Source organism: Bacillus paramobilis (genome assembly GCF_038096195.1).
In the GTDB taxonomy this organism is placed as follows: Bacteria; Bacillota; Bacilli; order Bacillales; family Bacillaceae_G; genus Bacillus_A; species Bacillus_A mobilis.
On sequence record NZ_CP151108.1, the window covers coordinates 1885931 to 1912663 of the forward strand.

A 26733-nucleotide genomic window follows, 5' to 3' on the forward strand; every position below is an offset into this window, starting at 1 on the left:
GATAACACGCTACTTACTCTTTAAACGTATAAGAGCAAGTAGCGTGTTTTGGGCTATTTAATAATCCCGTTTTCTAAAATTTTAATAGTAGGAGTTACTTTCACATTGGCTTTTGAAAAGGCACTTGGCCAATCATCTTCGACAGTTTTCCATTCTTTATATTGAAACGCTCTTGCATAATCACCAAATCCAAATGGATCAAGTTGCTGCTTTTGAATGTTGTGGATTAAATCGTTTAAATCTTTGTTTAGCTGTTTTGTAATAAGAGAAGTTAATTTCTTTCTATCTTTGTCTATATCCATGTTGAATGTAAGTTCAGATACGGAAACTTTAAAATCCATTGCAATATTAAATTTGAAGTGGTTATCGTTATAGCCTGTATGGATATCACGATTGATGCTAAGAACATTTATTGTTACGAAATCATCGCCGTCGGTATCTTTTAGATGACTATTACTTTCAACTGAATGAGAAGGGACTTTTATTGTAAGTGAAACGGGTATATTCGCTTTCTTTTGCAACATAAGAAGAAGGGCACTTTCATATCGATTTAAAGACATCTTATAGATTCCACGAGAAGTTAATAGTGCAGAGCCGGTAACAAGCACATCTTTTTTACCTTTTTTTATTTCTGAGATAGCAGGTGTTATACCTTTATTAAAAGTTTGCCTATGGAATTCATGGAATGTTGTAAACGCGGTTCGATTGTATAGTTTGTTCGTATTAATTAAATCTGTTAAATATTCAGGCAGTGCAGGCTTATCTTTAAAATTATTATATATAACGGAAGAAATTGGACCGTCAACTGCAACCATGCGCATATTTCCTGTGTTTTTAGGGTCGCGATACCAAACATCAAGGTAAGGCATAGCCCCTTCTTGTTTTAAAAATTTTGTGCTAAATAAAATAAGCTGTAATTTTTCTGTAGATACTAAACCGCTACTTGAACTATTAAAAATTGCTTTTGCTTCTCGAGGCGTATGTACTATTGCTTCATGAGTTTCGAACTTTTTTTCTACATCTTCATTAAAAATAGGGTTTACGTGGTATACAATTAATTTTCCTTTTGCTTTGGCATCAAAACCGTAAATTAATGAAATCGATTGTTTTTCTAAATCGAGCCGATCTCCGCAGCCTGTTAAGAAGGTTATGAGAAAACAAAGTATAGTAAAAGTAATAAAGCGTCTCATTTAAATTTTTCTCCTTTTCCAATGCTGATAAAGTGTCATGTATAAGAGAAATACGACTGGGAATAGAAAAACGATAAAATAACTTGCAGTTCCCCAAAATTCCCGCAATGCACTTATTTGATACGAGGATGGGATATAAAAAAATAAAACGAAAACACACCCGAATAATAAAAACCAAATAGGTAATGAACTCCCTTTTTTGTTAAGTAACTGATTGATTCCATCTGAGGCAGTAAAAATATAAGGAATGCAAGAATCAAAAATAATGAAGAGATAAAATGACAAAAAGATAATTTCAAACCGTTCCAGAAATGAAAAGTGAAATGGTGTAACAAGAGAGAGTGTGGGCCATAAAAACTTAGTTATACCATCTGGGCTAAAATAAAGGAAAGAAACGAACGTAACTTGCAGGTAAACGAATAAAGTAATCATATTTGCAATAACGATTCCTTTTTTTGCAGATGATTTATTACTGAGATAAGGATAAAGGACGAATGCAAACTCAAATCCGAGAAAGGCAATAATAGTTGATTTTACTGTGTTGAAAACCGGTATCCATCCCTCTTTAAGGAGAGGAAGAAGATAGACCCAATGACCATCTTTAAGTGGGATAAATAATAGTAATGGCATCCAGAGTGTAAATAAGACAGTAAAAACAGCATAGCGGCTAATAATAAGAACACCTTTACATGCGAGCATAACCATTGGAATAGATAATAACATCATGATTAAAAACATCGGAGTTCTAGGCAAAATCCAAATGTGAATAACGTATAAGAGGGAAAAAATTAAGGATACAGCTGCAAGAACAGCATATAAAATCCAAAAAATCATTCCTACTCTTCCTAGCCACTTCCCAAGATAACGAGTTAGCACATCAAGTAAAGTATACCCGGGATGTTTTTCCATAATTTTTACAATACATAGACTGACTAAAGTAGTGATAGCGCATCCTATTATAATAGACATCCAGCCATCTGTATTCGCCCCTTGCGCAACTTCACGTGGCAGTGTAAGTACACCGAACCCTACTTGAACACCACTAATCGTTAAAATGTATTGAAATAAACTAATCTCCCTCTTTGCACGCTTTGTCACTTATCTTCCTCCGTTTCTTCTATATCGCGTTGTCGATTCTCTTGTTTTAAGTTAAGGGATAGTGGTCGTTTCTTCATTAGTTTCCATGGTAAACGTACAAGAATGTCTTTTAAATCCGAAGCAAATGACGGAGAAAAAGGACTACCATAAGGAACACCAAGTGATTCCATAGAAAGAATATGGATGATGATAACTGCCATCCCGACCATAATTCCAATGACCCCAAACAAAGAAGCGGTTATCATCATTGGAAAGCGAAGAAGCCGAATTCCTGCTGACATTTCCATGTTAGGGATGATAAAAGAAGCGACTGCAGTAATAGATACGACGATAACCATAACATTACTTACTATTCCTGCTTGGACAGCAGCTTGTCCAATGACAATCCCTCCTACGACGCCAATCGTTTGTCCAACGGGACCAGGAAGCCGAACCGCAGCTTCGCGGAGCATTTCAAGTACTAGTTCCATCAAAAGTGCTTCTAATATAGGGGGGAAAGGAATTTTAGCTCGAGATTCTCCAATTGTTAACAATAATTTAAGTGGAATCACTTCATAATGAAAGGAAATCATAGCAATATAAAGAGCTGGAGCAAATATTGCAATAAATAGTCCGATAAAACGAAGTAGTCGTATGAAAGATGGAATCATTGGCCGGAAGCTGTAATCATCTATCGTCTGAAAAAAAGATGAAAAGGTCATAGGTCCAATTAATACGCCGGGTGAGCGGTCTACAATAACAGCAATTCGTCCATCCAAAATGTGATGGGCCGTTGTATCAGGGCGTTCGGTTATTGATAATTGCGGAAAGAGAGTATAGGAATTATCTTCAACAAACCCTTCTAATTCTCCGGTAGTAATAATGGCATCCACTTTGATTGATTCGATGCGGCATGCCATTTCTTGTACAACGTCTTCGTTTGCAACGTCTGCTAAGTACAGCAAAAAAACCTTTGAAGTAGCTCGTTCACCAACAGTGAATTCCTTCACTTTCAATTCGCGATTTGGAATATATCGACGAATAAGTGCAAGACTGTCGCTCGCTACTTCATTAAATCCTTCGTGTGAGCTTTTTATGGAAGTTTCTGTTGTAGGTTCTTCAATACTTCTTTTTGGTGCCGATTGCGTATCTAATTCTAACGCTGTAAGTTGTCCATTTATGAATAAAATGCTTTTCCCATGTAAAAGGGACTGTTCAATGTCTGACCACTGCTGAACTTTTTTTACATTTCCGATTGTAACGGAAGATTCCCAAAAATTGTCCTCATTCCACTCTTTAAATAGGAGGGGGCGAAGGATGTCGATGTTAATAACAGTTTTATCTACAAGTCCTTCCATATATATAAGCGCGGCTTCTTTTCCGTTTTTTAACGGAAAAGTGCGTGTAATTAATTCTGGAATACCGCTAAACAGTTTGGACAAGTGCTTTAGATTAAGGGAAAGAGAAGAAGAAATAGCTTTATTTAATAGGTGATCAGCTTGCCCTTGGGCAGAAAAAGATTTTTCACCACGTATCCATTTATTAAAAGACCCCATTTGTTCGCTTACTCCTTGTTATATTTTATATGGGTTATTATGGATAGTTCCACGCTGACATATGCGTAGTTTAAATTTTATATTGTATATTTTTAGCTTTAACGCTATAATTATAGTGTTAAAGATGGAATCGTGATATGACCTGTTATGAATCTATCGTTTTATTTATGAATAAATGGATTGGTATTTTAGCAAGATGTGCTAATAAACTACTCCACCATGATAATAACGTGCCGAAATGTGGTGCGTATATTTTCGTGGTGGAGTTTTTTTATTCTCAAAAAGGGGGAAAGACCATGAATGACAACATGGTTCATATTACAATTGACGGAAAAAAGTATGCAGCGGAGCCCGGTTCAACGATATTGGGTGTTATTAATGAGAACGGGATTGAACATCCACAAATTTGTTACGTGCCAGAAGTAGATCCTATTCAAACATGTGATACTTGTATTGTAGAAGTTGACGGAAAGTTAATGCGCTCTTGTTCGACAATGGCGACAGAAGGTATGAACATTGAACGTAATTCTGCTCGTGCCAAAGAAGCGCAAACAGAGGCGATGGATCGGTTATTAGAAAATCATTTATTATACTGTACAGTATGTGACAACAACAATGGGAACTGTAAGCTGCATAATACAGCAGAATTAATGGAAATCGAACATCAAAAATATCCTTATGAACCGAAAGTAGATGTAAGTGAAGTTGATATGACGCATCCATTTTATCGCTATGACCCGAATCAATGTATTGCATGCGGTCAATGCGTTGAGGTGTGTCAAAACTTACAAGTAAATGAAACGTTATCGATAGACTGGGAAGCGGAACGCCCACGAGTTATTTGGGATGAAGGAGTAAATATTAATGACTCTTCATGCGTGAGCTGTGGTCAATGTGTAACCATTTGCCCTTGTAACGCTTTAATGGAGAAAACAATGCTCGGTGAAGCTGGATTTATGACGGGATTAAAACCAGATATTCTTGAACCGATGGTAGATTTAATTAAAGAGGTTGAGCCTGGATATAGCGGTATTTTTGCGGTATCAGAAGTGGAAGCGGCCATGCGTGATACTCGTACGAAGAAAACGAAAACAGTATGTACATTTTGTGGTGTAGGTTGTTCATTTGAAGTGTGGACGAAAGGGCGCAAAATCCTTAAAGTACAGCCTTCTTCTGATGCGCCAGTTAACGCAATTTCTACTTGTGTAAAAGGAAAATTCGGTTGGGATTTCGTAAATTCTAAAGAAAGAATTACGAAACCTTTAATTCGTAAAAATGGAGCGTTTGTTGAATCTACATGGGAAGAAGCATTGAATGTAGTTGCAAGTAAATTAGGATCGATTAAAGAAGAGTACGGTAAAGATGCTATCGGTTTTATTTCTTCATCAAAAATTACGAATGAAGACAATTATGTCATTCAAAAATTAGCTCGACAAGTATTCGAAACGAATAATATTGATAACTGCTCACGTTATTGTCAATCACCAGCGACAGACGGATTATTCCGTACAATTGGTATGGGCGGAGATGCTGGAACGATTAAAGATATCGCACAATCTGGTCTTGTTATTATTGTAGGTTGTAATCCGACAGAAGGTCATCCTGTTTTAGCTACACGTATTAAACGTGCGCATAAGTTACACGGACAAAAATTAATTGTCGCTGATCTTCGTAAAACAGAAATGGCAGAGCGTTCAGACGTCTTTATTAGTCCAAAACAAGGAACAGATCAAGTATGGTTAATGGCTATTACGAAATATATGATGGATCAAGGTTGGCACGATCAGCAATTTATTGATGAGAATGTAAACTTCTTTGAAGATTTCAAAGAGAGTCTGACAGAATATACACTTGAATATGCAGAAGAAATGACTGGTATTTCAAAAGAAACACTTATTCAGATGGCTGAAATGATTCGTGGTGCAGATGGTACATGTATCCTTTGGGGTATGGGCGTAACGCAAAATACGGGTGGTTCTGATACTTCCGCTGCGATTTCAAACTTACTTCTTGCAACAGGTAATTATCGTCGTCCAGGTGCTGGTGCATATCCACTTCGAGGTCATAATAACGTACAAGGTGCTTGTGATATGGGTACTTTACCAGGATGGCTTCCTGGATATCAGCACGTTACAAACGATATGGAACGTGCGAAATTTGAAATGGCGTACGGAGTCAAAATTAATAGTGAACCAGGTCTTAATAATATCGAAATGCTACATGCAATTGACGAAGGGAAAATGAAAGCTATGTATCTTGTTGGAGAGGATATGGCTCTTGTAGACTCTAATGCGAACCATGTACATGAAGTGTTATCAAGCCTTGATTTCTTCGTTGTGCAAGATGTTTTCTTATCTAAAACTGCTCAATATGCAGATGTTGTATTACCAGCAGCACCGTCTCTTGAGAAAGAAGGTACTTTCACAAATACAGAGCGCCGTGTACAAAGATTGTATCAAGTTCTTCCTACGCTTGGAGATGCGAAGCCAGACTGGTGGATTGTGCAGGAGATTGCGAATAAATTAGGTGCAAACTGGAATTATAGCCATCCAAGTGAAATTTTTGCTGAAATGGCAAGTTTATCACCACTATTCTCACAAGCAAATTATAAAGTACTTGAAGGGTGGAATAGTTTCCATTGGGGAAGTTTTGATGGAACGAATACACCATTACTTTTCCAAGATGGATTTAACTTCCCAGATAAAAGAGCTCGTTTTGCGATTGCTGACTGGGTACGTCCAGCTGAATTCCCAGCAGAGTTTGATCTTCACATTAATAACGGTCGTATGCTTGAGCATTTTCATGAAGGAAATATGACGAATAAATCAACAGGTATTCAAACGAAAGTGCCTGGCGTTTTCGTTGAAATTTCTCCAGCGCTTGCAAAAGAACGTGGAGTGAAAACAGGTTCATTAGTTCGTCTTGTCTCTCCTTTTGGAGCATTAAAATTACGCGCACTTGTAACAGATCGTGTAAAAGCGAATGAATTATATTTACCGATGAACTCTACAGATAATGAAACAGCAATTAATTTCTTAACAGGTCCTGCAGTTGATACGCGTACGAACACACCTGCTTATAAACAGACGAAAGTGCGTATGGAAGTGCTAGAAGTTGAGGGCGAAAATCCGATGCCAAAAGCGAACCCACGTAATAAAAAACGTCATCCTCAAGCTGGTATTGAGGTACAGCGTAAGTGGGCACGTCCAGGGTATGTGCATTTAACGGATAAGTAGGAGGAGAAAAATATGGCTGCACCTATAAAAATGATTCAAAAACAAGAATTAACTGAGGAAGAAATAAAACAGCAAAAATTAAATGATTTAAAAGAGCTTCTAGCTAATAATGAAGAAGCTTTAAATCAAATGTTTAATATTGTTGGTGAATTAAATGACATCGGAATGCTAGAAGCCGCAAATTCTATGCTCAAGGCGAAAGAACCAATTGCAAAAATCGTTCTTGGTCAAGTGACTCGTGAGCCTGTTACAAATTTAATTAATAATATGATGGGTGCCGCGGGTGCTTTAACAGAACTTGATCCGGAACTTACGAAAAAGCTTATAGGTAGTTTATTAGTAGGACTAGAAGAAGGTAATGAACATTTAGAGAGTAATAAAAAAGTAGGAGTATTTGATCTTATGAAAGTATTGAAAGACCCAGACATTAACCGTGCTATCGGGTTTGGGCTTCATTTCTTAAAAGGTATGGGTAAAGGATTAAAAGACGAATAATCTTCATGAAGTGAATCTTTTCGCCCAAATGTTTGTACGAAATAGTTTGGGCGGAAGGCTCATTTTGGTAAAATATATAATAAAGTAAAATGAGGATTTGTTGGAGGTATAATTGTATGTCAAAAAAAGTACATGAATTTAATGATATGATACGAAAACTTCGAAAGGAACTTTTCGGAAAAGGACCAGAACGAATTCATACTGTTTTTGCTGAAAATATGGCGATTGCGACCCTTTACGGAAACTTAACACCTACTGAAAAATTCATTTCAAGTACGATGGACGGTGCGGAAATGGTTCATTTGGCTAGAACGAAAATGATTCAAGAAGTGTATGCTGCGAATTCCCGTGAACATTTGGAGGAACTTGTTGGAGCGAAATTAGTGAATTTATTTTCAGATATGAAAGTAGAAGAAGATATTGCAGTTTCGGTATTCGTTTTTGATAAAAATATAACGTGAGAGAAGGATACTGATCGTGAAACCGATACAGGTAGAAAGAGAAATCTTTCGTTATGAACAAGGGGCGTTTAAGCATATAGAGGACAGCATTGTAACAGAGTTTCCAGTCACGATTAAAATGAACGGACAGGAGTTTGTTACAATGGTTAGTACTCCAGAATATATAGAAGATATGGTAATAGGCTTTTTAGCATCTGAAGGAATCATTCGGAAGTATGAAGATATTGATGACATATGGGTACAAGAGAAAAAAGGATTTGTACATGTCACAACGAAAAAAGTGAATCCGTATTACGAACAAATGCAAAATAAACGTTATATTACTTCATGCTGTGGTATGAGTAGGCAAGGGTTTGTTTTTGCAAATGATGCACTAAGCGCGAAAAAAATGAATGGCGTACATGTACAGGTTGCTGCAGAAGACTGTTTTCGATTAATGAAAGAAATGCAGCAATCTGCAGAGACATTTCGTCATACAGGTGGCGTTCATAATGCATCTTTGTGTGATGTGAATGGCGTTATTTTAAGCCGAATGGATATCGGTAGACATAATGCGTTAGATAAAATTTACGGTTATTGCTTAAAAAATAATATTTCTATAAGCGATAAGATCATTGTTTTTAGTGGTCGTATTTCTTCGGAAATATTATTGAAAGTTGCAAAGATTGGTTGTGAAATTATACTTTCAAAATCAGCTCCAACTGAGTTGGCTTTGCAGCTAGCAGAAGAATTAGGTATTACTACGATAGGATTTATTCGGAATCAATCCTTAAACGTATATACGCATCCAGAGCGTGTTTTAAATATAAAATAAGTAAAAGCGAGGCAATAAATATGAAATCTGTCACATTAGACAAACTACAACGTCCTTTAAAGGATTTACGTATTTCTGTTACTGATCGCTGTAATTTTCGCTGCCGTTATTGTATGCCGGAAGAAATATTTGGTCCTGATTATTCGTTTTTGTCTAATGATAAAATTTTATCATTTGATGAGATTGAAAGGATAACACGTATTTTTGTTTCTTTAGGTGTAAGAAAGTTACGAATTACGGGCGGAGAACCGTTACTGCGAAGAGGTCTTCCGCAGCTTATTGAGCGCCTTAATAAAGTGGATGGTGTGGAGGATATCGGCTTAACAACCAATGGATCGTTACTGAAAAAGTTTGCTCCTGATTTATATAAGGCGGGTTTATCACGTGTGACAGTTAGTTTGGATTCTTTAGAAGAAGAGCGTTTTTTCTATTTGAACGGCAATAGAAGCAAAGTGCAAAGGGTTCTAGAAGGAATACAGGCTGCAGCTGAAGTTGGTATGAAAATTAAAATAAACATGGTCGTTCAAAAGGGGAAAAATGAACAGGACATCTTACAGATGGCGCGACACTTTAAGGAAAATAAACATATTCTTCGATTTATTGAGTATATGGACGTTGGAAATTATAACGGTTGGGAGTTAAAAGAGGTCGTCTCTAAACAAGAAATAGTAGATGCCATTCATCAAGTTATGCCATTAGAACGGATAGAAGCGAATTATGCAGGTGAGGTTGCAACTCGCTATCGTTATATTGGAAGTGATGAAGAAATAGGTATCATTTCATCAGTAACAGATTCCTTCTGTTCCTCATGTACGAGAGCTCGTATTTCTGCAGAAGGAAAATTATATACTTGTTTGTTTGCTTCTAAAGGAAATGACTTGAGAGAACTACTTCGATCTGGATACACTGACGATGAAATAACATATATTGTACGTGATATATGGAACAACCGAGAAGATCGTTATTCAGATGAACGCTTAAGTCATACAAGTAAAAAAAGAGCGCCTAAAATTGAAATGTCACATATTGGTGGCTGATATGTAAAAGTGATACTATGATGAAGTATATACAAAATGGAAAATGTGCAATGTTTGTAGATTTTCTATTTTATAGTAAAAGTGATGATTGATATCTCTGTAAAAGATGTGCAGAGAAATTAAGCAGCATTCAAAAACCTTTATTTTGAGGAGGTTTTTTGAAGCTGCTTTTTTATTTGGAGAAAATGGAGGAATTAGTAATGGCATTTCATAAACCGGAACAAATTGCTGAACTCGTAATTGAGGCCGGTGTTCAAAAAGTAAGTCAGACGTTGCCAGCAATGCTTATTCTCGGTTTTTTAGGAGGAGCGTTTATTTCGCTTGGTTTTTTACTTAACATTCGCGTTTTAGGTAATTTACCTGAACGCTGGGGTAGTTTAGTCAATGTTTTAGGAGGAGCGGTTTTTCCTGTTGGATTAATGCTCGTCGTATTAGCAGGAGGAGAATTAATTACTGGAAATATGATGTCACTTTCTATGGCGCTTTATGCAAAGAAAATTACATTGGTAAGTGTACTAAATAATTGGGTTTGGATTACTTTCATGAATTTCGTGGGAGCTATTTTTGTTGCGTATTGTTTCGGTCATCTTGGCGGATTAACAGAGGGAGATTATTTAAATAAAACGGTAGCGATAGCAGAAGGGAAATTACATGAATCATTTGGGAGAACTTTAATTTTAGCAATTGGATGTAATTGGCTCGTTTGTCTTGCGCTTTGGCTCGCTTATGGGACGAGTGATTTTGTCGGAAAAATAATCGGAATTTGGATTCCCATTATGGCATTTGTAGTGATTGGATTTCAGCAAGTAGTAGCAAATATGTTTGTCATCTCGGCAGTTATTTTTGCAGGTCATCTGACGTGGATGGATCTTGCTAGAAATTTTGTTCCTGTTTTTATCGGAAATGTAATTGGGGGAGCTGGATTTGTTGGATTTGCTTACTTTGCTTGTTATCAAAAACAACATTCTAATATGAAATAGAGTTCGTGAGAGGAAGGGTATGTAATGGCTGATCGGTATTCACGACAACAGTTGTTCAAACCAATTGGGAGTAGAGGGCAAGAAAAAATTCGAAATAAACATGTGTTAATTGTAGGAGCAGGCGCATTAGGAAGTGCAAGTGCCGAAAGTTTCGTACGTGCAGGTATTGGCAAGTTGACGATTATTGATCGTGATTACGTTGAATGGAGTAATTTACAAAGGCAACAATTGTACTCTGAAGAAGATGCGATAGAGAAAATACCGAAAGCAATTGCTGCTAAAAATCGGTTAGAGCGAATTAATTCGGAAGTACACATAGATGCTTTCGTAATGGATGCAAGTGCAGAAAACATGGAAGACCTATTAAAAAATGTAGATGTAATAATTGATGCAACAGATAATTTCGATATTCGATTTGTAATAAATGATTTATCACAAAAATATAAGATTCCGTGGATATACGGTTCCTGCGTTGGATCGTACGGTATGAGTTATACGGTTATTCCGCAAGAGACACCATGTTTACATTGTGTGCTGAAGAATGTTCCTGTTACAGGTGTGACATGTGATACCGCTGGAATTATTAGCCCGACTGTTCAAATCGTCGCAGCATATCAAGTGGCGGAAGCGTTCAAAATTTTAGTAGGAGATTTCGCAGCAATTAGAAAAACATTTTTCATGTTTGATATATGGAGTAATCAAAACCATTTTATAAAACTAGGGAAAATCAAAACAGACGATTGCCCTTCGTGCGGCTTAAATCGAACTTATCCTTATTTATCATACGAAAACCAAACGAAGGTAGCTGCTTTATGCGGAAGAAATACAGTGCAAATTAGGCCAGTAGAAAATAGAAAGTACGATTTTGACGATATAGAAAAAGTATTAAATAAACTAGGGAAAGTAGAGCGGAATCAGTATTTACTATCTTGCCACCTAGATGATTACCGCGTCGTTATTTTTCGGGATGGTCGTGTTTTCATTCATGGTACAAATGATATTTCGAAAGCGAAACAATTATATTATCGCGTATTCAGTTAATAGAAAGGGTTGTCAATAATGGAAAGAAGAGTGCCAATTACGGTTGAAGAAGCTGTTCGTAAAGTAATGGGATTTGCTAATGAGGGATTAAAGGAGCTACTACCTATTGAATTAGCTTACGGGCGTATATTAGCAGAGGATTTAGTAGCTGACCATGATGTACCTTCATTCAATCGTTCACCGTATGACGGATTTGCTATTAGAGCAGAAGATACGAATGTAGCAAGTTATGAAACGCCAATTGTGTTTGAAGTAATTGGTGAAATTGGTGCGGGATCAATATTCCACGAGAAAGTAGGCCCGTTTCAAGCAGTTCGAATTATGACGGGAGCGCAAATTCCGAATGGGTGTGATGCGGTGGTTATGTTAGAGCTGACTCGTCCATATGAGGAGGCTGGCAACAATTATATGGAAGTGAAGCGATCGTTCAAAACGGGCGCCAATATTTCTTTTCAAGGTGAAGATGCCCGTAAAGGAGCGGTTCTTGCAAAAAAAGGATCATACATTCATCCGGGTATTTCAGCTCTTCTTGCTACGTTCGGTTATAGTGAGGTGCCAGTGGCGAGAAAGCCTGTAATTGGATTGCTAGCGACTGGTAGTGAATTACTGGATGTAAATGATTCACTACAGCCAGGGAAAATCCGAAATAGTAATACGTATATGATATTGTCTCAAATTCGAAGAGCGGGCGGCAGAGTAAAATATTTTGGGAAGTTTAGCGATGATTTTCATACATGTTTCACAGCTGTAAAAGAAGCGTTAAGCCAAGTAGATATGCTCATTACAACAGGCGGTGTATCAGTAGGAGATTACGATTATTTACCAGCTATTTACGAAAAGTTAGGTGCCTCTGTTCTTTTCAATAAAGTTGCAATGCGGCCAGGAAGTGTTACGACTGTAGCGCAATTAAATAGCAAGTTATTATTTGGTTTATCAGGAAATCCATCTGCTTGTTACGTAGGATTTGAATTGTTTGTAAGACCTTGTATTCGGACGTATATGTTTAGTGAAAAAGCACATATGAAGAGAGAAAAAGCGTTATTAGGAGAAGATTTTCTAAAACCAAATCCATTTACAAGATTTGTGCGAGCAAAACTGACATATAACGAAGGGCAATTAATTGCTTATCCGTCAGGGTTTGATAAATCTAGCTCAGTTTCTTCCCTAGCAGAGACAAATATATTTATTGTACTTCCAGGTGGTACGAGAGGTTATAAAAAAGATATGTTCGTAGATGTTCTTTTGCTGGAAGATAATGAAGGTAGTGAATGGCCTTGGGCATTTTATAAAGTGAGAGGTGTTTCTAATGGGACAAGCGCTATTTGAGATTGTAGATATACCGATTTCAGTTGAAGAAGTAACGAATAAAGTCGCAAGAAGAGAAGCAGGTGCAATTACAACATTTATTGGCACGGTGAGAGAACTAACAAAAGGAAAACGAACGCTACATTTAGAGTACGAAGCATATAAACCGATGGCAGTGAAACAACTTATGAGAATTGGTGAAGAAATAAATGAAAAGTGGCCAGACGCAAAAATAGCAATTACGCACCGTGTAGGGCGGCTAGAAATCATGGATATTGCGGTAGTCATTGCAGTTTCATCACCTCATCGTAAAGTAGCTTATGAAGCAAATGAATACACGATTGAACGTATAAAACGAATCGTCCCAATTTGGAAAAAAGAATTTTGGGAAGATGGAACGATGTGGATTGGAGATCAACTTGAAAATACGGCATATCCAGAAGGAAAACCAAAGAAGGAAGAATGAGAAGATGATTACAATTTTATTGTTCGCAAATTTACGTGAGGAAGTCGGATCGGATCGACTCGTAATTTTAGAAAAACAAGAAATGACAGTTCAGCAATTAAAAGAATGGCTGAAAACAAGCTATTGTTTACCATCGCTTGATAGAGTGATGGTGGCTGTGAATGAAGAGTTTGTAACGAATGAAGAGATGATAAAAACTGGAGATATAGTCGCATTAATCCCGCCTGTTAGCGGGGGATAACAAGCTTTTCCGCCAAGAAGATGTTGTATATAAATTCGAATATGAGAAGGGATGAGTGCTATGATTACGCAAGAACAAATAATGAACGCATTAAAACATGTAGAGGATCCGGAGTTACACAAAAGTATTGTAGAATTAAATATGGTTAGAAATATACAAATGAATGGAACAGAGGTTAAACTTGAAGTAGTGCTAACGATTCAAGGTTGTCCATTAAAGGAAAAAATTCAACAAGATGTGGAAGAGTCTCTTCAGGCGATAGGTGCATCTAAGGTAGATTTGACATTTGGTTCTATGACACAAGAAGAACGAGCTGCGCTAACAGAGAAGTTAAAGAAAAATACGAGAACAGAAACTGGTATGCCGAGCATGCTTCGTCTTGATTCAGGGGTACGATTTATTACTGTAACGAGCGGAAAAGGTGGAGTTGGAAAATCAACAGTGACAATTAATCTTGCAACTGCTTTAGCTCGTATGGGCAAAAAAGTGGGGATATTAGATGCAGATATATATGGTTTTAGCATTCCAGCTATGATGGAAACAAATCAAAAACCGACGATGATTGATCAAACAGCAATTCCGGTCGTTAGTCACGGTGTTAAAATTATGTCGATGGGATTTTTTACGGAAGGAAATAACCCGGTTATGTGGCGCGGACCGATGTTAAATAAATGGATTCAAAATTTCCTTGCGAATACGCACTGGGGAGAATTAGATTATTTACTTCTTGATTTACCACCTGGTACAGGAGATGTTGCTATTGATGTTGCAGCAATGATCCCGCAGGCGCAAGAAATTATCGTTACAACACCACACAATGTAGCTTCGTTCGTAGCATCTAGAGTAGGTGTTATGGCAAAACATACGAAACACGAGATTTTAGGGATTGTAGAAAATATGGCTTATTATGAAGAACAAGATGGATCAAAAAACTATCTCTTCGGAAAAGGTGGCGGCGAAATGCTTGCAGAACAATTGCAAACAGAAGTGATCGCGCAAATACCTTTTGCAAAACGAGAAGAAAATAACGGTTCATCTGTATATGATGAAGACTCTCTTGTAGGAGAAGTGTTTACATCGTTAGCGGAAGATATTATTTATAGAGGATAGAGGGGGAAGTTTATTAGTATGGCGTGTAATATCGATCATTCTATGGAAGATGTAATGAATAAGCTTGAAAGTCAAAAGGATTTTTTACCGGAAGTGATTTTTAAAGAGTTAAAGGGATTTTTGCAAGGGAATCATTCACAGGAAATATTAAATGATGTCTTTCATCTTCTAAAGAAGTATGACTTAGTTAGTGAAGAAGAGCGAGAGATGAGAAATACTCAATTATTACTGATTATAAAATAAATAAGCTTTGGCTTTTGTTTTTTTCAGAAGGGGTGAATGTAATGAATATGAAAAAGATGATTGAAATGGTAGAAGCAACTAAAGTGACTGACGAAGAATTATCGATTTCTACTTTACATCAAAAGCTTGTGAAGTTGTATAGTCAAAAAGATAGTGTAGAGTATACGGAGCTATTAAAATATATTTTATCATTATCTGTGCAGCTGAAGCTGAACCTCGTATTGAAATATTTTGGTGTGCGTCCGGTTGTTGCTACAGATGAGCGTATGCAATTTCAAGAGATATTTAAATGTTTAGCTAACAAAGATGAAAATGGCGAATGGTTTCTAAATTTCGTTTCTTTATATGTAGGGCTAATCATGGTTCTTCATTTTGATGCACAAGAGATTGAGAGAAGTTTTTTCGATGGTATGGTAGTGGGTGAAGGGAATGAAATATAAGGTTCTGCTCATAACATATTTCTATTTCATTATTTTAACTGCGATTTTAGTTGATTATATAAATATGAAGGTAACCAATTAAGAAAAAGAATGAAACTAGTTTGATCAAAAGCGTTCTTCAGTTGTTTTCGTCGTTTTTTCATGTTACGATTAAGCGGATTTTTCATAGGGAGAGAAAGCGATGAAATGGATTTATTTTCTTGTTATTAACGTTATAGCTTTTACCCTTATGGGGCTTGATAAACGAAAAGCGAGGAAGAAACAGTGGAGAACGCCAGAAAGTACGTTGTTTTTATCAGCGGCAGCTGGGGGAGCAGTTGGTGCTTGGATTGGTATGTATATGTTTCACCATAAAACACATAAAAAGAAATTTGTTTTCGGTATACCGTTACTTGTCGTTATAACAGTATGTTTACTTTTTGCTGTATGAGAAATGTCGAAAGAATTGCAGATTGATTATTGGTAAAGTGAGCATGCGGGACCGTATAATGGAGAAAAATGAGAAGAGGAGAAAAGGGAAGATGGGGAGTCAATCAGCACAGCAAAAAAAAGGGATTATATATGCGGCTGGTGCTTATACGATGTGGGGAATCCTACCAATCTATTGGAAATGGGTTGAGGAAGTTCCAGCAGATGAAATATTAGCACACCGTATCGTTTGGGCGTTTGTTTTTATGTTACTTGTATTAGGTGTTACGAAGAGGTTTCGTCAGTTTATTGGGGAGTTCGTGAATCTTTTTAAACGACCTAAATTATTAATGTCATTAACAATAGCTTCAGTCTTGATTAGCGGAAACTGGTTTGTCTACATATGGGCCGTTAATCATAATCATGTCATTGAAGCCAGTCTTGGATATTATATTAATCCACTTATTAGTATTTTACTTGGTACAGTCGTTTTAAAGGAAAAGTTAAACTTTTGGCAATATGTTGCAGTTGGTTTAGCTGGAGTAGGGGTTATCATTTTAACAGTGCGTTTTGGATCTATTCCGTGGGTTTCTTTATCACTTGCCTTTTCATTTGGATTATATGGATTAACGAAAAAATTGTTAAACTATGATGCGACAATTGGTCTTACGATGGAAACGATGCTAGTGACGCCGTTTGCGATTATTTATCTAGTTATGACAGGAGTGCATGGATTTGGTTCATTTGGATCTATTTCTATGTTATCGACGTTACTATTAATAGGGGCAGGAATTGTTACTGCTTTACCACTTTTTTATTTTGCAAAAGGAGCACAACTTATTCCGCTTTATATGGTAGGATTTTTACAATATATTGCACCAACAATTAGTTTGATTTTAGGTGTATTCGTATTTGGTGAGCATTTCACATCTACTCATATGATGGCATTTTTCTGTATATGGGTTGCTTTATTTGTGTTTTCAATAGCGAAAACAAAGTTTTTAGTGCAGAAACAACCGAAATTTATAAAAAATAAATCAGCAAAAGTATCATAATGCGTAGTATTTTCTACGCATTTTTCTTTATACTTATACTATATAGAATTTCCATTATAGCTAGTAGGGAGCTGAGAACGTGGAAACAATTTTACATAATGATCCGCTTATGGCCGCTGTAATTTCATGGTTTTTAGCACAATTAACGAAAGTAGTCTTTAAATTAGTTAAAACGGGTGAATTTGATTTTGCAAAGTTTTTCGCTTCAGGTGGGATGCCAAGTTCTCATGCTTCAACTGTTACAGCACTTGCGACAGGTGTTGGCGTTGTGGAAGGTGTGGAAAGTTCCATGTTTGCGATCGCTGCTATTTTTGCCATTATTGTTATGTACGATGCTTCAGGAGTAAGGCTCGCAGTAAGTAAACAAGCGAAAATATTGAATGAGTTTTTTCACGGTAGACAAACAGAATATAAGAAGTTAAATGAACTTGTCGGGCATACACCGTATGAAGTAGTAGTCGGTGCCTTAGTAGGGATAATTGTCGGAGTTGGATATTGTTTATGAGCAGAACATTTTATATGTTCTGCTTTTCTTTGTTTTCATACATATTCAGCTACCTTTTTGAATATCGTTATACGGATTTCGAAAGGGTGGGTGAGTAACTTGTTATTATATGAAAAAGTGCATGAAGAAATAGCGAGAAGAACAACTGCACTTCAAACGATGCAACGGCGAGATGGAACGTGGCGCTTTTGTTTTGAAGGAGCACCATTAACAGATTGCCATATGATTTTTTTATTAAAATTATTAGGTAGAGATAAAGAGATAGAACCGTTTGTAAAAAGATTAGCATCACTGCAAACAAATGAAGGGACATGGAAATTGTATGAAGATGAAGTGGGTGGTAATTTATCTGCTACAATTCAATCTTATGCTGCCTTACTTGCTTCAAAAAAATATACAAAAGAAGATGCGAATATGAAGCGTGCGGAAATGTTTATAAATGAGCGTGGCGGGGTAGCACGTGCTCATTTTATGACGAAGTTTTTATTAGCGGTTCATGGAGAATATGAGTATCCTTCGCTCTTTCATTTGCCAACACCAATTATGTTTCTCCAAAGTGATTCACCTCTCAGTATATTTGAGTTAAGTAGCTCAGCACGTATTCATTTAATTCCGATGATGTTGTGTCTAAATAAAAAATTTCGTATAAGGAAAAAGTTACTGCCAAATTTAAATCATATTTCGGGAGGGGGCGGAGAATGGTTTCGGGGGAATCGGTCTCCGTTGTTTCAAACGTTAGTAAGTGATGTAAAACAAATTATATCGTATCCACTATCTTTACATCATAAAGGAAATGAGGAAGTCGAACGTTTTATGAAAGAACGTATTGATGAAAATGGAACGTTATATAGTTACGCAACTGCCTCGTTTTATATGATTTATGCGTTACTTGCGTTAGGACATTCTCTTCAATCAACAATGATTCAAAAGGCTATAACTGGGATAACATCTTATAAATGGAATATGGAAAGCGGGAATCATTTGCAAAACTCTCCTTCAACTGTATGGGATACGGCGTTACTCAGCTATGCGTTACAAGAGGCCCACGTTCCGAAAGATACCAATATGCTTCAACATGCCACAGCATATTTATTAAAAAAGCAGCATACAAAAAAAGCTGATTGGAGCGTACATGCACCAGCGCTTGCTCCAGGTGGTTGGGGTTTTTCGGATGTGAATACGACAATTCCAGATGTTGATGATACAACTGCTGTGCTAAGAGCGTTGGCGAGAAGTAGAGGAAGCGAAAAGGTAGATTATGTTTGGGAGAAAGGGATTAATTGGGTTAAAGGATTACAAAATAATGATGGTGGCTGGGGAGCGTTTGAAAAAGGTGTGACGAGCAATTTATTAGCAAATTTACCAATCGAAAATGCAAGCGATATGATTACAGATCCTTCTACACCAGATATTACAGGAAGAGTGTTAGAGCTTTTCGGGACATATGCGCAAAATGAATTGCCTGAGAAACAAACACAAAGTGCGATAAATTGGTTAATGAATGTACAAGAGAAAAATGGATCATGGTACGGGAAATGGGGGATTTGTTATATATATGGTACGTGGGCGGTGATGACAGGTTTACGGTCACTCGGAATTCCATCTAGCAATACATCATTGAAACGAGCTGCTTTATGGCTTGAACATATACAACATGAAGATGGTGGTTGGGGAGAATCATGCCACAGTAGTGTGGAAAAAAGGTTCGTTACTTTACCATTCAGTACACCATCCCAAACAGCATGGGCGTTAGATGCTCTCATTTCTTATTATGATAAAGAAACACCAGCAATTCGAAAAGGTATCTCATATTTGCTTGCGAATCGTTATGTGAATGAAAAATATCCTACTGGAACAGGTTTACCAGGTGGTTTTTATATTTGTTATCATAGCTATGCCCATATATATCCGCTACTTACTTTAGCACATTATATAAAAAAATATCGAAAATAAACCGAGAGGATATCTCTCGGTTTATTTTGTTGGGTAGTAGGTCCCTGTTGAAAAGAATAAGGTTGTGCTTTCCTTATTTTTCTGTTGACTGGCGTTTTTGACGTGCATCAGCGGCATTTGCACGTGCGTTTGCTTCTAAGTCATTGTGGTCAGCGAGTTCACGAGAGAACTCAACATCAATGCCATCAACAGCTTTGTTTTGCTTGAAATTTTTTTTGTTCATTCGACACAATCTCCTTGTGTTTTATGCGACGTTGCAAAGTTAGTTTGACACAAATAGACTTTTTTATACAAAGAGGAATTGGAAAGTAAAAAGCCGAAATATACAGTATAAGTAATAGAAATGGGGGATAGGGATGGAGTTTTTAAATGGGAAAACAGCTGTTGTAACAGGAGCTGCACAGGGAATTGGAAAAGAGATTGCAAGGGTTTATGCAAAACTAGGGGCGAAAGTATTAATTAGTGATGTAAATGAAGAGAAGCTACAAAAAACGACACGTGAGTTATCGGATGAAGGATATGAAGTGAGCTTATATCGATGTGATGTGAGTAATCAAAATGAAGCGAAGTCGTTAATTGAATATGCGGTTCAAAAATTCGGAACATTACATATTTTGGTGAATAACGCTGGAATTACAAGAGATGCAATGTTACATAAAATGGAGAAGTCTGCTTGGGAACAAGTATTGCAAGTGAACTTAACTGGTGTTTTTTATTGTATGCAACCAGCGCTTCTTTACATGAGACAACAAGGGTATGGGCGCATTATTAATATATCTTCAATTAGTAGGGAAGGAAACATAGGTCAAGCGAATTATGCGGCTACAAAGGCAGGCGTTATAGGTTTAACGAAAACGGCAGCGAAAGAAGTTGGAGGTTTCGGTATTACGTGTAATGCGATTTGTCCAGGATTTATGGATACAGATATGACAAAAACGATACCAGATAAAGTGAAAGAAAAGATGGTCGGCGCGATTCCAGTTGGTAGAATTGGAACACCAGAAGATATTGCGAACGCAGCTGCCTTTTTAGCATCAGAATACGCTTCCTATATTACAGGAGAAGTATTAAATGTGAGCGGAGGACTGCAAGTTTAAATGAACACATAATGAAAAGAACCTGGCCGGATAGGTCAGGTTCTTTTTTTGTTAATTTAAGTTAAGCCAAACGCTCTTCACTTCTGTATAGTTATTTAATGCGTAAGATCCCATTTCACGGCCGAGGCCAGATTGTTTAAATCCTCCAAATGGAGATGCTGCATCAAAGACGTTGTAACAGTTAACCCATACTGTACCTGCACGTACTTTACTTGCAACATAGTGTGCTGTTTTTACATTTTCTGTCCACACACCAGCCGCTAAGCCGAATTGTGATTTATTTGCTCGTTCAATTACTTCATCAATATCGTTAAAAGGTATTGCAGAAATAACTGGACCAAAAATTTCTTCTTTTGCGATCGTCATTTCGTCATTTACGTCAGCGAATACTGTAGGGGAAACGAAGTAGCCTTGATCGAATGGATTACTTCCTCCGCAAAGTACTTCAGCACCTTCTTCAATTCCTTTTTCAATATAGCCCATTACACGTTTTTGTTGTTCTTCAGAAACCAGAGGACCGATTGTAGTTTCTGGACTTAAGCCAGCACCTTGATTTAATTTTTTAGAGTAAAGGACAAGGTCAGCCATGACATTATCATACATTTTCTTCGGAACAAATAAGCGTGATCCAGCAGAGCATACTTGTCCTTGGTTAAACATAACACCAGAAAGTGCACCAGGAATCGCGCGAGATAAGTCGGCGTCTGGTAAAATAATGTTCGGTGATTTACCGCCAAGCTCTAAAGTAACACGTTTCAATGATTCAGATGCTTGTCGCATAATTTGTTTACCGACTGGAGTAGAGCCAGTAAATGCAATTTTATCAACGAGTGGATGATTAACAAGAGCTTGTCCAGCTGATTCACCGAATCCAGGAACGATATTAATAACACCTTTCGGGAATCCAGCTTCTTCAATTAATTCAGCTAAGTATAGAGCGGATAGTGGAGTTTGTTCTGCAGGTTTTAAAACGATTGTACATCCTGTAGCAAGCGCTGCTCCCATTTTCCACATTGCCATAAGAAGTGGAAAGTTCCAAGGAATAATTTGACCGACGACACCAACAGCCTCATGGCGTGTATAGTTAAAGTAATTACCGGAAACAGGAATTGTTTGACCAACGATTTTCGTAGCCCAGCCAGCATAATAGCGCATATGTTCAATTGCAAGTGGTATGTCTGCTGCCATTGTTTCACGGATTGGCTTTCCGTTATCTAATGTTTCGAGCTGTGCAAGCTCTTCTTTATGTTCTTCCATTAAATCAGCTAACTTGTACATAAGACGGCTTCGCTCAGCGGTACTCATGCGAGACCAAGGACCTTCGTCAAAGGCCATGCGAGCTGCAACAACAGCTTTATGAATATCTTCGCGACCAGCCTCAGAAACGACGGCAAGTGTTTCGCCGGTTGCTGGGTTAGGTGTTTTAAATGTTTTGCCGGAAGCGCTTTCAATGAAAGATCCATTCACATATAACTTTTTTGTACCTTGAAGAAACTTTTCTACCTTTTCATGAAGATTTACAGCTAGTTGACTCATTGTATAACCCCCTTGAAAATATAATGTAAACGCAGTACAAGACGGCGTTTATTCCGAAATCAAGGATGTGGGAACTAGATGGAAAGCCTCTAATTTAAATCATAAATAACAAATACTGAAAATTCAAATTTCATTTGTGTTACAATTGTAAAAAATATGTAATGTAAGAGAATCTTCTATATGATTATAAAAAATCCTGCTTGTTTTTGCTTTCTAGTAGGAAAAACTAGAAGAACAATGGTACAATAATACATCGTGAGAGGAGGGAGAAAATGAAGAATTATCATGATGATCCACGCTTTCGAATTGCTCATAGAGAAGCGTTAATTGGTTTTGGACTTGCTATTATCAATTTTATAATATGGTACGGATTTGCTTATGGGCTTGGTAGTAAAAATCCAAGTGAATATACATATGTATTCGGTTTTCCAGCATGGTTTTTTTATAGCTGTATTGTTGGGTTTGTCGTTATGGTTATTTTACTTAGTTTAGTTGTTCGTTTTGTATTTCAAGATATTTCACTCGATGAGGAAGAAAAAAGTGAGGAATAATAGATGAATTGGTATGTAATCATTCCAATGATAATTTCATTTATCGTTGTGTTTTTAATTGGTGTATATGCTTCAAGACGCGTACAAGCGACTGCTAATAATAAATTTTTACAAGAATATTTTCTTGGTGGGCGTGAACTTGGCGGTTTATTATTAGCGATGACAATGATTGCTACGTACGGTAGTGCCAGTAGCTTTATTGGTGGTCCAGGTATTGCGTACAATATGGGCCTCGGATGGGTATTATTATCTGCGATTCAAGTTGTAACAGGGTATATCGTTTTAACGGTTATCGGTAAAAAGTTTGCAATTATTGCTAGGAAGATGGAAGCCATTACTCTTATCGATTATTTAAAGGGAAGATACAATAATAAAGCAGTTGTTATACTTTCTGCGTTATGTATTATTATCTTTTTATTTTCAGCAACAGTAGCTCAATGGGTCGGCGGTGGCCGATTAATTGAGTCGCTAACGGGTCTATCTTATACAACAGCACTATTTCTATTTACTTTTTCTGTACTTGTGTACGTATTAATTGGTGGATTTCGTGCAGTTGCTTTATCAGATACGTTATTAGGAATCATTATGTTAGTTGGAACGACAATCATTTTAATTGCTACTGTCATTGCTGGTGGTGGAATTGAAAAGATTATGCAGGAACTTGTTCAAATCAATCCGAATTTAATTACACCGTTCGGAGCGGATGGTAGTTTAACGAAATCATACGTGACATCATTTTGGATTTTAATCGGAATTGGTGTTGTTGGCTTACCGCAAATTAGTGTGCGTGCCATGTCTTATAAAAATTCAAAAGCTATGCATCAAGCGTTAATAATTGGAACGGTTGTTGTGGGTACAATTATGATTGGTATGCATTTAACAGGTGTATTTGCACGAGTCGTACTTCCGGGGATAACGGTACCGGATAAAGTCATGCCGCTACTCGCGATGGAAGTGTTGCCACCTTGGTTAGCTGGTGTTTTCTTAGCTGCGCCAATGGCAGCAATTATGTCTACAGTAAACTCGTTATTGTTACTTGTAAGTTCATCAATTATTAAAGACATATACGTAAATTACATAAATAAAGAAGCGGCAGATAGTACGATCAGAAAAGGAAGTTTGTGGATTACTGGTATTGTAGGACTGCTCGTTTATGCAGCAGCAATTAAACCACCAGATTTTTTAATATGGTTAAATTTATTTTCTTTCGGTGGATTAGAAGCAGCATTCATTTGGCCGATCGTATTAGGGTTATATTGGAGAAAAGGGAATGCAACAGGAGCGCTTGCCTCTATTTTAGTTGGGGTAGGTTCATATATGTGTATTCATCTTTTCTATCCAAATCCGTTCGGTATACATACAGTCGTCTTCCCAATTTGTTTTGCGTTTATCGCTTATATCATTGGAAGTATGAGTGCTGTGAAGAAAAACAGTATAGGTTAGAGGAAGAACGTAGTCCTTATAGGACTGCGTTTTTTCGTATAAATTTGTTCTTTTTTATTCTGTATACCTATTGCGATTCATAAATTAATAACAATTGAGGGGATGGAGTTGAGGTCGATGAAAAAAGTATTATTTTTGGGAGACCCGGGAATTGATGACTCTTTAGCCATCATGTATGGAATTATGCATCCTGATATTGATATTGTTGGTGTTGTAACGGGATACGGAAATGTGACGCAAGAAAAGGCGACAAGTAATGCAGCATATTTGCTGCAAATGGCAGGGCGGGAAGATATACCTGTTATTAATGGCGCGAAAATCCCTTTATCCGGAGATGTTACAACGTATTATCCAGAAATTCATGGGGCAGATGGATTAGGACCGATTAAACCACCAAAAGCTTTTTCTCCAAATATAAAACCTTTTTGTGCTTTTTTTGATATTCTTGAAAAGTATAAAGGAGAATTAATCATTGTGGATGCCGGTAGGTCAACGACACTAGCGACAGCTTTTATTTTAGAAAAGCCGATGATGAAGTATGTGAAAGAGTATTATATAATGGGCGGTGCTTTTTTAATGCCTGGCAATGTGACACCAGTAGCAGAGGCTAATTTTCATGGTGATCCGATTGCGTCACAATTAGTTATGCAAAATGCCAAGAATGTGACATTAGTACCACTTAACGTTACATCTGAAGCAATTATTACACCAGAAATGGTGAAATATATTACGAAACACTCTAAAACGAATTTTAATAAATTAATTGAACCAATATTTACGTATTATTATAAAGCGTATAAAAAGTTAAATCCGAAAATAACAGGTAGCCCAGTACATGACGTTGTTACAATGATGGTTGCGGCGAATCCGGCTATTTTGGATTATGTGTACCGTCGTGTCGATGTAGATACAGTAGGGATTGCAAAGGGAGAAAGTATTGCTGATTTCCGTCCACAACCGGATGCAAAATCCTTAAAGAATTGGGTGCGAATTGGTTGGTCATTACATTATAAAAAATTTCTCGAAGACTTCGTGAAAATTATGACGTAGACATAATAGGAGAATACAAGTTAAAATAATGGAGATGATTACTAAAATAATCATCTCCATTATTTTGTTTGTAAGAGATAGATAGAGAAGAGTTATACAATAGGAGAGGAATTTCACTTGAAAAAAACTATAGTATGCGCAGTGATTGTGGGTATTTTCGTTTTGCTAATATCGGGTAATTTTTTAGTGGAAAAAGTGTGGAGTTCAAATAATGATGATGCGCAGTATATCGCATCCTTTATTGAAGAACATAAAGATGAAAAAAATAGTGCGCTTCTCGTGAAGAGAAATGATAAAGTTGTTTATTCTGTAAATCCAAATGTTGTATTGCCAGTTGCTAGTACGATGAAGTTAATTGTGGCTCTTGAATATACGAAACAAGTTACAGAAGGGAAAATTGATCCGTCTAGTTTCGTTTCCATTAATGATATAAATCGTTATTATGTGCCGAATACAGATGGCGGTGCACAAGATAGATGGCAAAGGTACTTGCAAAAGACAGACAAGATAACAGAAGGAGCAGTTTCTTTAGAAGAAGTGGCAAAAGGAATGGTTAAATTTAGTTCGAATGCGAATGCTGAATATTTAATGGAAGTGTTAGGATTAGATAATATTAATCGTAACTTACAAAGTTTATCGCTTCCAGCACATCAGCCGCTATTTCCGATTGTTTCATCTTTATACATCCCTGGATATTTGCATAAAGAACTACATGTTCCGAAATATAAAATAGAGAAAAAGTTAAAAGAAATGTCTCAAGAGCAATATCGTGAATATGCGATGATTATTCATGAACGCTTAAAAAAGAAGGGACCATTATTACAGAAGGAAATTCCTCTTTATTTAGAGGAACGTTACGATAAAATTTGGTCAGATCGATTACCAGCAGCTTCTGCAAATGATTATATGGTACTGCTTCAAAAGGCAAATCATAAAGGTGGCCTAACAGACGCAGAAGAAAAAGTGTGGGCGAATATCGTTGAAACAGATATGAGCGCTAAGAAATACCGTAAAACATTTAGACATGCAGGGCAAAAAAATGGTTATACGCCATGGACAGTTACAAAAGCAGTTTATGCGATGGATAAACGCGGGAACTGTACAGAAATAGTGTTCTTAGCAAATGATTTAAATGAAGACGACAGTGCAGAAATACGGAAACATTTAGCAAATTTACATTTCCAAGTGTTGCAAAGTGATAAGTATGATGCGACTTTTATTAAGTAAACTCGGTGCAGAGGGCGCCGAGTTTATTTTTATCCCGCTTTAATGGGCAGTAAGACCCCCACCTCAAAATTCAGCGAAAGCAAAGAAGTTAGGTGGGGAATCAACTGCCCCTAAAAGTCTGATTGGTGAGGGCTAATAATCAGTGGGGGATGAAGAAAACCCCTACTGATTAAAGTTTCACTTTATGTACAAGCACTTTTTTTCTATCTCTGGGTA

At 37.0% G+C, this 26733-nt stretch carries 27 protein-coding genes; 22 read left to right on the top strand and 5 right to left on the bottom strand.

The window, feature by feature from the left end; all coding sequences use genetic code 11:
• Positions 1–53 precede the first annotated feature (53 nt).
• From AABL52_RS09755 to AABL52_RS09765, 3 genes are read right to left on the bottom strand one after another with little or no spacing between them, the layout of a single operon-like run.
• Positions 54–1190: a Ger(x)C family spore germination protein gene (locus AABL52_RS09755; protein ID WP_340420646.1), complete on the bottom strand. Its 1137-nt coding sequence runs from the start codon at positions 1188–1190 to the stop codon at positions 54–56.
• A complete protein-coding gene (locus AABL52_RS09760) occupies positions 1191–2288 on the bottom strand; it encodes an endospore germination permease (RefSeq protein WP_341519266.1) in 1098 nt (365 codons plus the stop codon).
• Positions 2285–3823: a spore germination protein gene (locus AABL52_RS09765; protein WP_341519267.1), complete on the bottom strand. Its 1539-nt coding sequence runs from the start codon at positions 3821–3823 to the stop codon at positions 2285–2287. The genes AABL52_RS09760 and AABL52_RS09765 overlap by 4 nt, the downstream gene beginning before the upstream one ends.
• A gap of 296 nt (positions 3824–4119) precedes the next feature.
• On the opposite strand from AABL52_RS09765, the gene fdhF reads away from it, so the two are divergent.
• From fdhF to AABL52_RS09850, 17 genes are all read left to right on the top strand, one after another.
• Positions 4120–7059 (top strand): formate dehydrogenase subunit alpha, encoded by a 2940-nt coding sequence (gene fdhF / locus AABL52_RS09770; RefSeq protein WP_341519268.1) that lies wholly within the window; start codon positions 4120–4122, stop codon positions 7057–7059.
• A 12-nt stretch (positions 7060–7071) separates the two neighbouring features.
• A complete protein-coding gene (locus AABL52_RS09775; protein WP_000729900.1) occupies positions 7072–7554 on the top strand; it encodes a DUF1641 domain-containing protein in 483 nt (160 codons plus the stop codon).
• A 116-nt stretch (positions 7555–7670) separates the two neighbouring features.
• Positions 7671–8015, top strand: a complete 345-nt coding sequence (locus AABL52_RS09780; protein ID WP_000039580.1) for a DUF2294 domain-containing protein — start codon at positions 7671–7673, stop codon at positions 8013–8015.
• Positions 8016–8031: 16 nt separating this feature from the next.
• Positions 8032–8829, top strand: a complete 798-nt coding sequence (gene fdhD / locus AABL52_RS09785; RefSeq protein ID WP_341519269.1) for a formate dehydrogenase accessory sulfurtransferase FdhD — start codon at positions 8032–8034, stop codon at positions 8827–8829.
• A 20-nt stretch (positions 8830–8849) separates the two neighbouring features.
• Positions 8850–9866: a GTP 3',8-cyclase MoaA gene (gene moaA, locus AABL52_RS09790; protein WP_341519270.1), complete on the top strand. Its 1017-nt coding sequence runs from the start codon at positions 8850–8852 to the stop codon at positions 9864–9866.
• Between the two features lie 200 nt (positions 9867–10066).
• The gene (locus AABL52_RS09795; RefSeq protein WP_033656377.1) at positions 10067–10846 is read left to right on the top strand and encodes a formate/nitrite transporter family protein; all 780 of its coding nucleotides are present in this window, start codon (positions 10067–10069) and stop codon (positions 10844–10846) included.
• Between the two features lie 24 nt (positions 10847–10870).
• The gene (locus AABL52_RS09800; RefSeq protein WP_341519271.1) at positions 10871–11887 is read left to right on the top strand and encodes a molybdopterin-synthase adenylyltransferase MoeB; all 1017 of its coding nucleotides are present in this window, start codon (positions 10871–10873) and stop codon (positions 11885–11887) included.
• A gap of 18 nt (positions 11888–11905) precedes the next feature.
• A complete protein-coding gene (moeA, locus tag AABL52_RS09805) occupies positions 11906–13213 on the top strand; it encodes a molybdopterin molybdotransferase MoeA (RefSeq protein WP_341519272.1) in 1308 nt (435 codons plus the stop codon).
• Positions 13194–13658 (top strand): molybdopterin synthase catalytic subunit MoaE, encoded by a 465-nt coding sequence (gene moaE, locus AABL52_RS09810; RefSeq protein WP_000529375.1) that lies wholly within the window; start codon positions 13194–13196, stop codon positions 13656–13658. Before moeA ends, moaE begins: the two co-directional genes overlap by 20 nt.
• Before the next feature lie 4 nt (positions 13659–13662).
• Positions 13663–13899: a molybdopterin converting factor subunit 1 gene (moaD, locus tag AABL52_RS09815; protein WP_000628497.1), complete on the top strand. Its 237-nt coding sequence runs from the start codon at positions 13663–13665 to the stop codon at positions 13897–13899.
• Between the two features lie 60 nt (positions 13900–13959).
• Positions 13960–15009: a P-loop NTPase gene (locus AABL52_RS09820; RefSeq protein ID WP_098237374.1), complete on the top strand. Its 1050-nt coding sequence runs from the start codon at positions 13960–13962 to the stop codon at positions 15007–15009.
• Between the two features lie 18 nt (positions 15010–15027).
• A complete protein-coding gene (locus AABL52_RS09825) occupies positions 15028–15252 on the top strand; it encodes a hypothetical protein (RefSeq protein ID WP_000752390.1) in 225 nt (74 codons plus the stop codon).
• A gap of 41 nt (positions 15253–15293) precedes the next feature.
• Positions 15294–15692 (top strand): hypothetical protein, encoded by a 399-nt coding sequence (locus AABL52_RS09830; RefSeq protein ID WP_097842952.1) that lies wholly within the window; start codon positions 15294–15296, stop codon positions 15690–15692.
• Positions 15693–15873: 181 nt separating this feature from the next.
• Positions 15874–16122, top strand: a complete 249-nt coding sequence (locus AABL52_RS09835; protein WP_341519273.1) for a DUF1294 domain-containing protein — start codon at positions 15874–15876, stop codon at positions 16120–16122.
• Positions 16123–16213: 91 nt separating this feature from the next.
• On the top strand, positions 16214–17155 hold the full coding sequence (rarD, locus tag AABL52_RS09840; RefSeq protein ID WP_000535555.1) for an EamA family transporter RarD: 942 nt from the start codon (positions 16214–16216) through the stop codon (positions 17153–17155).
• Positions 17156–17234: 79 nt separating this feature from the next.
• A complete protein-coding gene (locus AABL52_RS09845) occupies positions 17235–17660 on the top strand; it encodes a divergent PAP2 family protein (protein ID WP_048527641.1) in 426 nt (141 codons plus the stop codon).
• 99 nt (positions 17661–17759) lie between these two features.
• Positions 17760–19613: a prenyltransferase/squalene oxidase repeat-containing protein gene (locus AABL52_RS09850; protein ID WP_341519274.1), complete on the top strand. Its 1854-nt coding sequence runs from the start codon at positions 17760–17762 to the stop codon at positions 19611–19613.
• Between the two features lie 73 nt (positions 19614–19686).
• On the opposite strand, the gene AABL52_RS09855 is transcribed toward AABL52_RS09850, so the two are convergent.
• Entirely contained in the window at positions 19687–19836 is a 150-nt protein-coding gene (locus tag AABL52_RS09855) for a YfhD family protein (RefSeq protein WP_001035810.1), read from the bottom strand.
• Between the two features lie 133 nt (positions 19837–19969).
• On the opposite strand from AABL52_RS09855, the gene fabG reads away from it, so the two are divergent.
• Positions 19970–20710 (top strand): 3-oxoacyl-ACP reductase FabG, encoded by a 741-nt coding sequence (fabG, locus tag AABL52_RS09860; RefSeq protein WP_000395033.1) that lies wholly within the window; start codon positions 19970–19972, stop codon positions 20708–20710.
• A gap of 51 nt (positions 20711–20761) precedes the next feature.
• Here fabG and dhaS read toward each other — a convergent pair whose 3' ends face one another.
• Positions 20762–22246 (bottom strand): aldehyde dehydrogenase DhaS, encoded by a 1485-nt coding sequence (gene dhaS / locus AABL52_RS09865; protein WP_000080284.1) that lies wholly within the window; start codon positions 22244–22246, stop codon positions 20762–20764.
• Positions 22247–22518: 272 nt separating this feature from the next.
• Between dhaS and AABL52_RS09870 the strand changes: the two genes are divergently transcribed.
• The 4 genes from AABL52_RS09870 (at position 22519) to AABL52_RS09885 (ending at position 26517) form a co-directional block, all read left to right on the top strand.
• Positions 22519–22797: a YhdT family protein gene (locus AABL52_RS09870; protein ID WP_341519275.1), complete on the top strand. Its 279-nt coding sequence runs from the start codon at positions 22519–22521 to the stop codon at positions 22795–22797.
• A gap of 3 nt (positions 22798–22800) precedes the next feature.
• A complete protein-coding gene (gene panF, locus AABL52_RS09875; protein ID WP_098872449.1) occupies positions 22801–24240 on the top strand; it encodes a sodium/pantothenate symporter in 1440 nt (479 codons plus the stop codon).
• A 117-nt stretch (positions 24241–24357) separates the two neighbouring features.
• Positions 24358–25290 carry a nucleoside hydrolase gene (locus AABL52_RS09880; protein WP_341519276.1) on the top strand — a complete coding sequence of 311 codons (933 nt, stop codon included), beginning with the start codon at positions 24358–24360 and terminating at the stop codon, positions 25288–25290.
• Positions 25291–25407: 117 nt separating this feature from the next.
• Positions 25408–26517 (top strand): serine hydrolase, encoded by a 1110-nt coding sequence (locus AABL52_RS09885; RefSeq protein ID WP_341519277.1) that lies wholly within the window; start codon positions 25408–25410, stop codon positions 26515–26517.
• The last annotated feature ends 216 nt before the right edge of the window (positions 26518–26733 follow it).

Excerpts from the sequence above, each read along its gene's own strand:
- moaE (WP_000529375.1), top strand. The coding sequence starts at position 13,194 with ATGGGACAAGCGCTATTTGAGATTGTAGATATACCGATTTCAGTTGAA.
- fdhF (WP_341519268.1), top strand. The coding sequence starts at position 4,120 with ATGAATGACAACATGGTTCATATTACAATTGACGGAAAAAAGTATGCA.
- moeA (WP_341519272.1), top strand. The coding sequence starts at position 11,906 with ATGGAAAGAAGAGTGCCAATTACGGTTGAAGAAGCTGTTCGTAAAGTA.
- AABL52_RS09870 (WP_341519275.1), top strand. The coding sequence starts at position 22,519 with ATGAAGAATTATCATGATGATCCACGCTTTCGAATTGCTCATAGAGAA.
- rarD (WP_000535555.1), top strand. The coding sequence starts at position 16,214 with ATGGGGAGTCAATCAGCACAGCAAAAAAAAGGGATTATATATGCGGCT.
- AABL52_RS09755 (WP_340420646.1), bottom strand. The coding sequence starts at position 1,190 with ATGAGACGCTTTATTACTTTTACTATACTTTGTTTTCTCATAACCTTC.
- AABL52_RS09880 (WP_341519276.1), top strand. The coding sequence starts at position 24,358 with ATGAAAAAAGTATTATTTTTGGGAGACCCGGGAATTGATGACTCTTTA.
- fabG (WP_000395033.1), top strand. The coding sequence starts at position 19,970 with ATGGAGTTTTTAAATGGGAAAACAGCTGTTGTAACAGGAGCTGCACAG.
- moaA (WP_341519270.1), top strand. The coding sequence starts at position 8,850 with ATGAAATCTGTCACATTAGACAAACTACAACGTCCTTTAAAGGATTTA.
- AABL52_RS09765 (WP_341519267.1), bottom strand. The coding sequence starts at position 3,823 with ATGGGGTCTTTTAATAAATGGATACGTGGTGAAAAATCTTTTTCTGCC.
- AABL52_RS09800 (WP_341519271.1), top strand. The coding sequence starts at position 10,871 with ATGGCTGATCGGTATTCACGACAACAGTTGTTCAAACCAATTGGGAGT.
- AABL52_RS09835 (WP_341519273.1), top strand. The coding sequence starts at position 15,874 with ATGAAATGGATTTATTTTCTTGTTATTAACGTTATAGCTTTTACCCTT.
- AABL52_RS09780 (WP_000039580.1), top strand. The coding sequence starts at position 7,671 with ATGTCAAAAAAAGTACATGAATTTAATGATATGATACGAAAACTTCGA.
- AABL52_RS09795 (WP_033656377.1), top strand. The coding sequence starts at position 10,067 with ATGGCATTTCATAAACCGGAACAAATTGCTGAACTCGTAATTGAGGCC.
- AABL52_RS09775 (WP_000729900.1), top strand. The coding sequence starts at position 7,072 with ATGGCTGCACCTATAAAAATGATTCAAAAACAAGAATTAACTGAGGAA.
- moaD (WP_000628497.1), top strand. The coding sequence starts at position 13,663 with ATGATTACAATTTTATTGTTCGCAAATTTACGTGAGGAAGTCGGATCG.
- AABL52_RS09855 (WP_001035810.1), bottom strand. The coding sequence starts at position 19,836 with ATGAACAAAAAAAATTTCAAGCAAAACAAAGCTGTTGATGGCATTGAT.
- AABL52_RS09825 (WP_000752390.1), top strand. The coding sequence starts at position 15,028 with ATGGCGTGTAATATCGATCATTCTATGGAAGATGTAATGAATAAGCTT.
- AABL52_RS09830 (WP_097842952.1), top strand. The coding sequence starts at position 15,294 with ATGAATATGAAAAAGATGATTGAAATGGTAGAAGCAACTAAAGTGACT.
- panF (WP_098872449.1), top strand. The coding sequence starts at position 22,801 with ATGAATTGGTATGTAATCATTCCAATGATAATTTCATTTATCGTTGTG.
- dhaS (WP_000080284.1), bottom strand. The coding sequence starts at position 22,246 with ATGAGTCAACTAGCTGTAAATCTTCATGAAAAGGTAGAAAAGTTTCTT.
- AABL52_RS09820 (WP_098237374.1), top strand. The coding sequence starts at position 13,960 with ATGATTACGCAAGAACAAATAATGAACGCATTAAAACATGTAGAGGAT.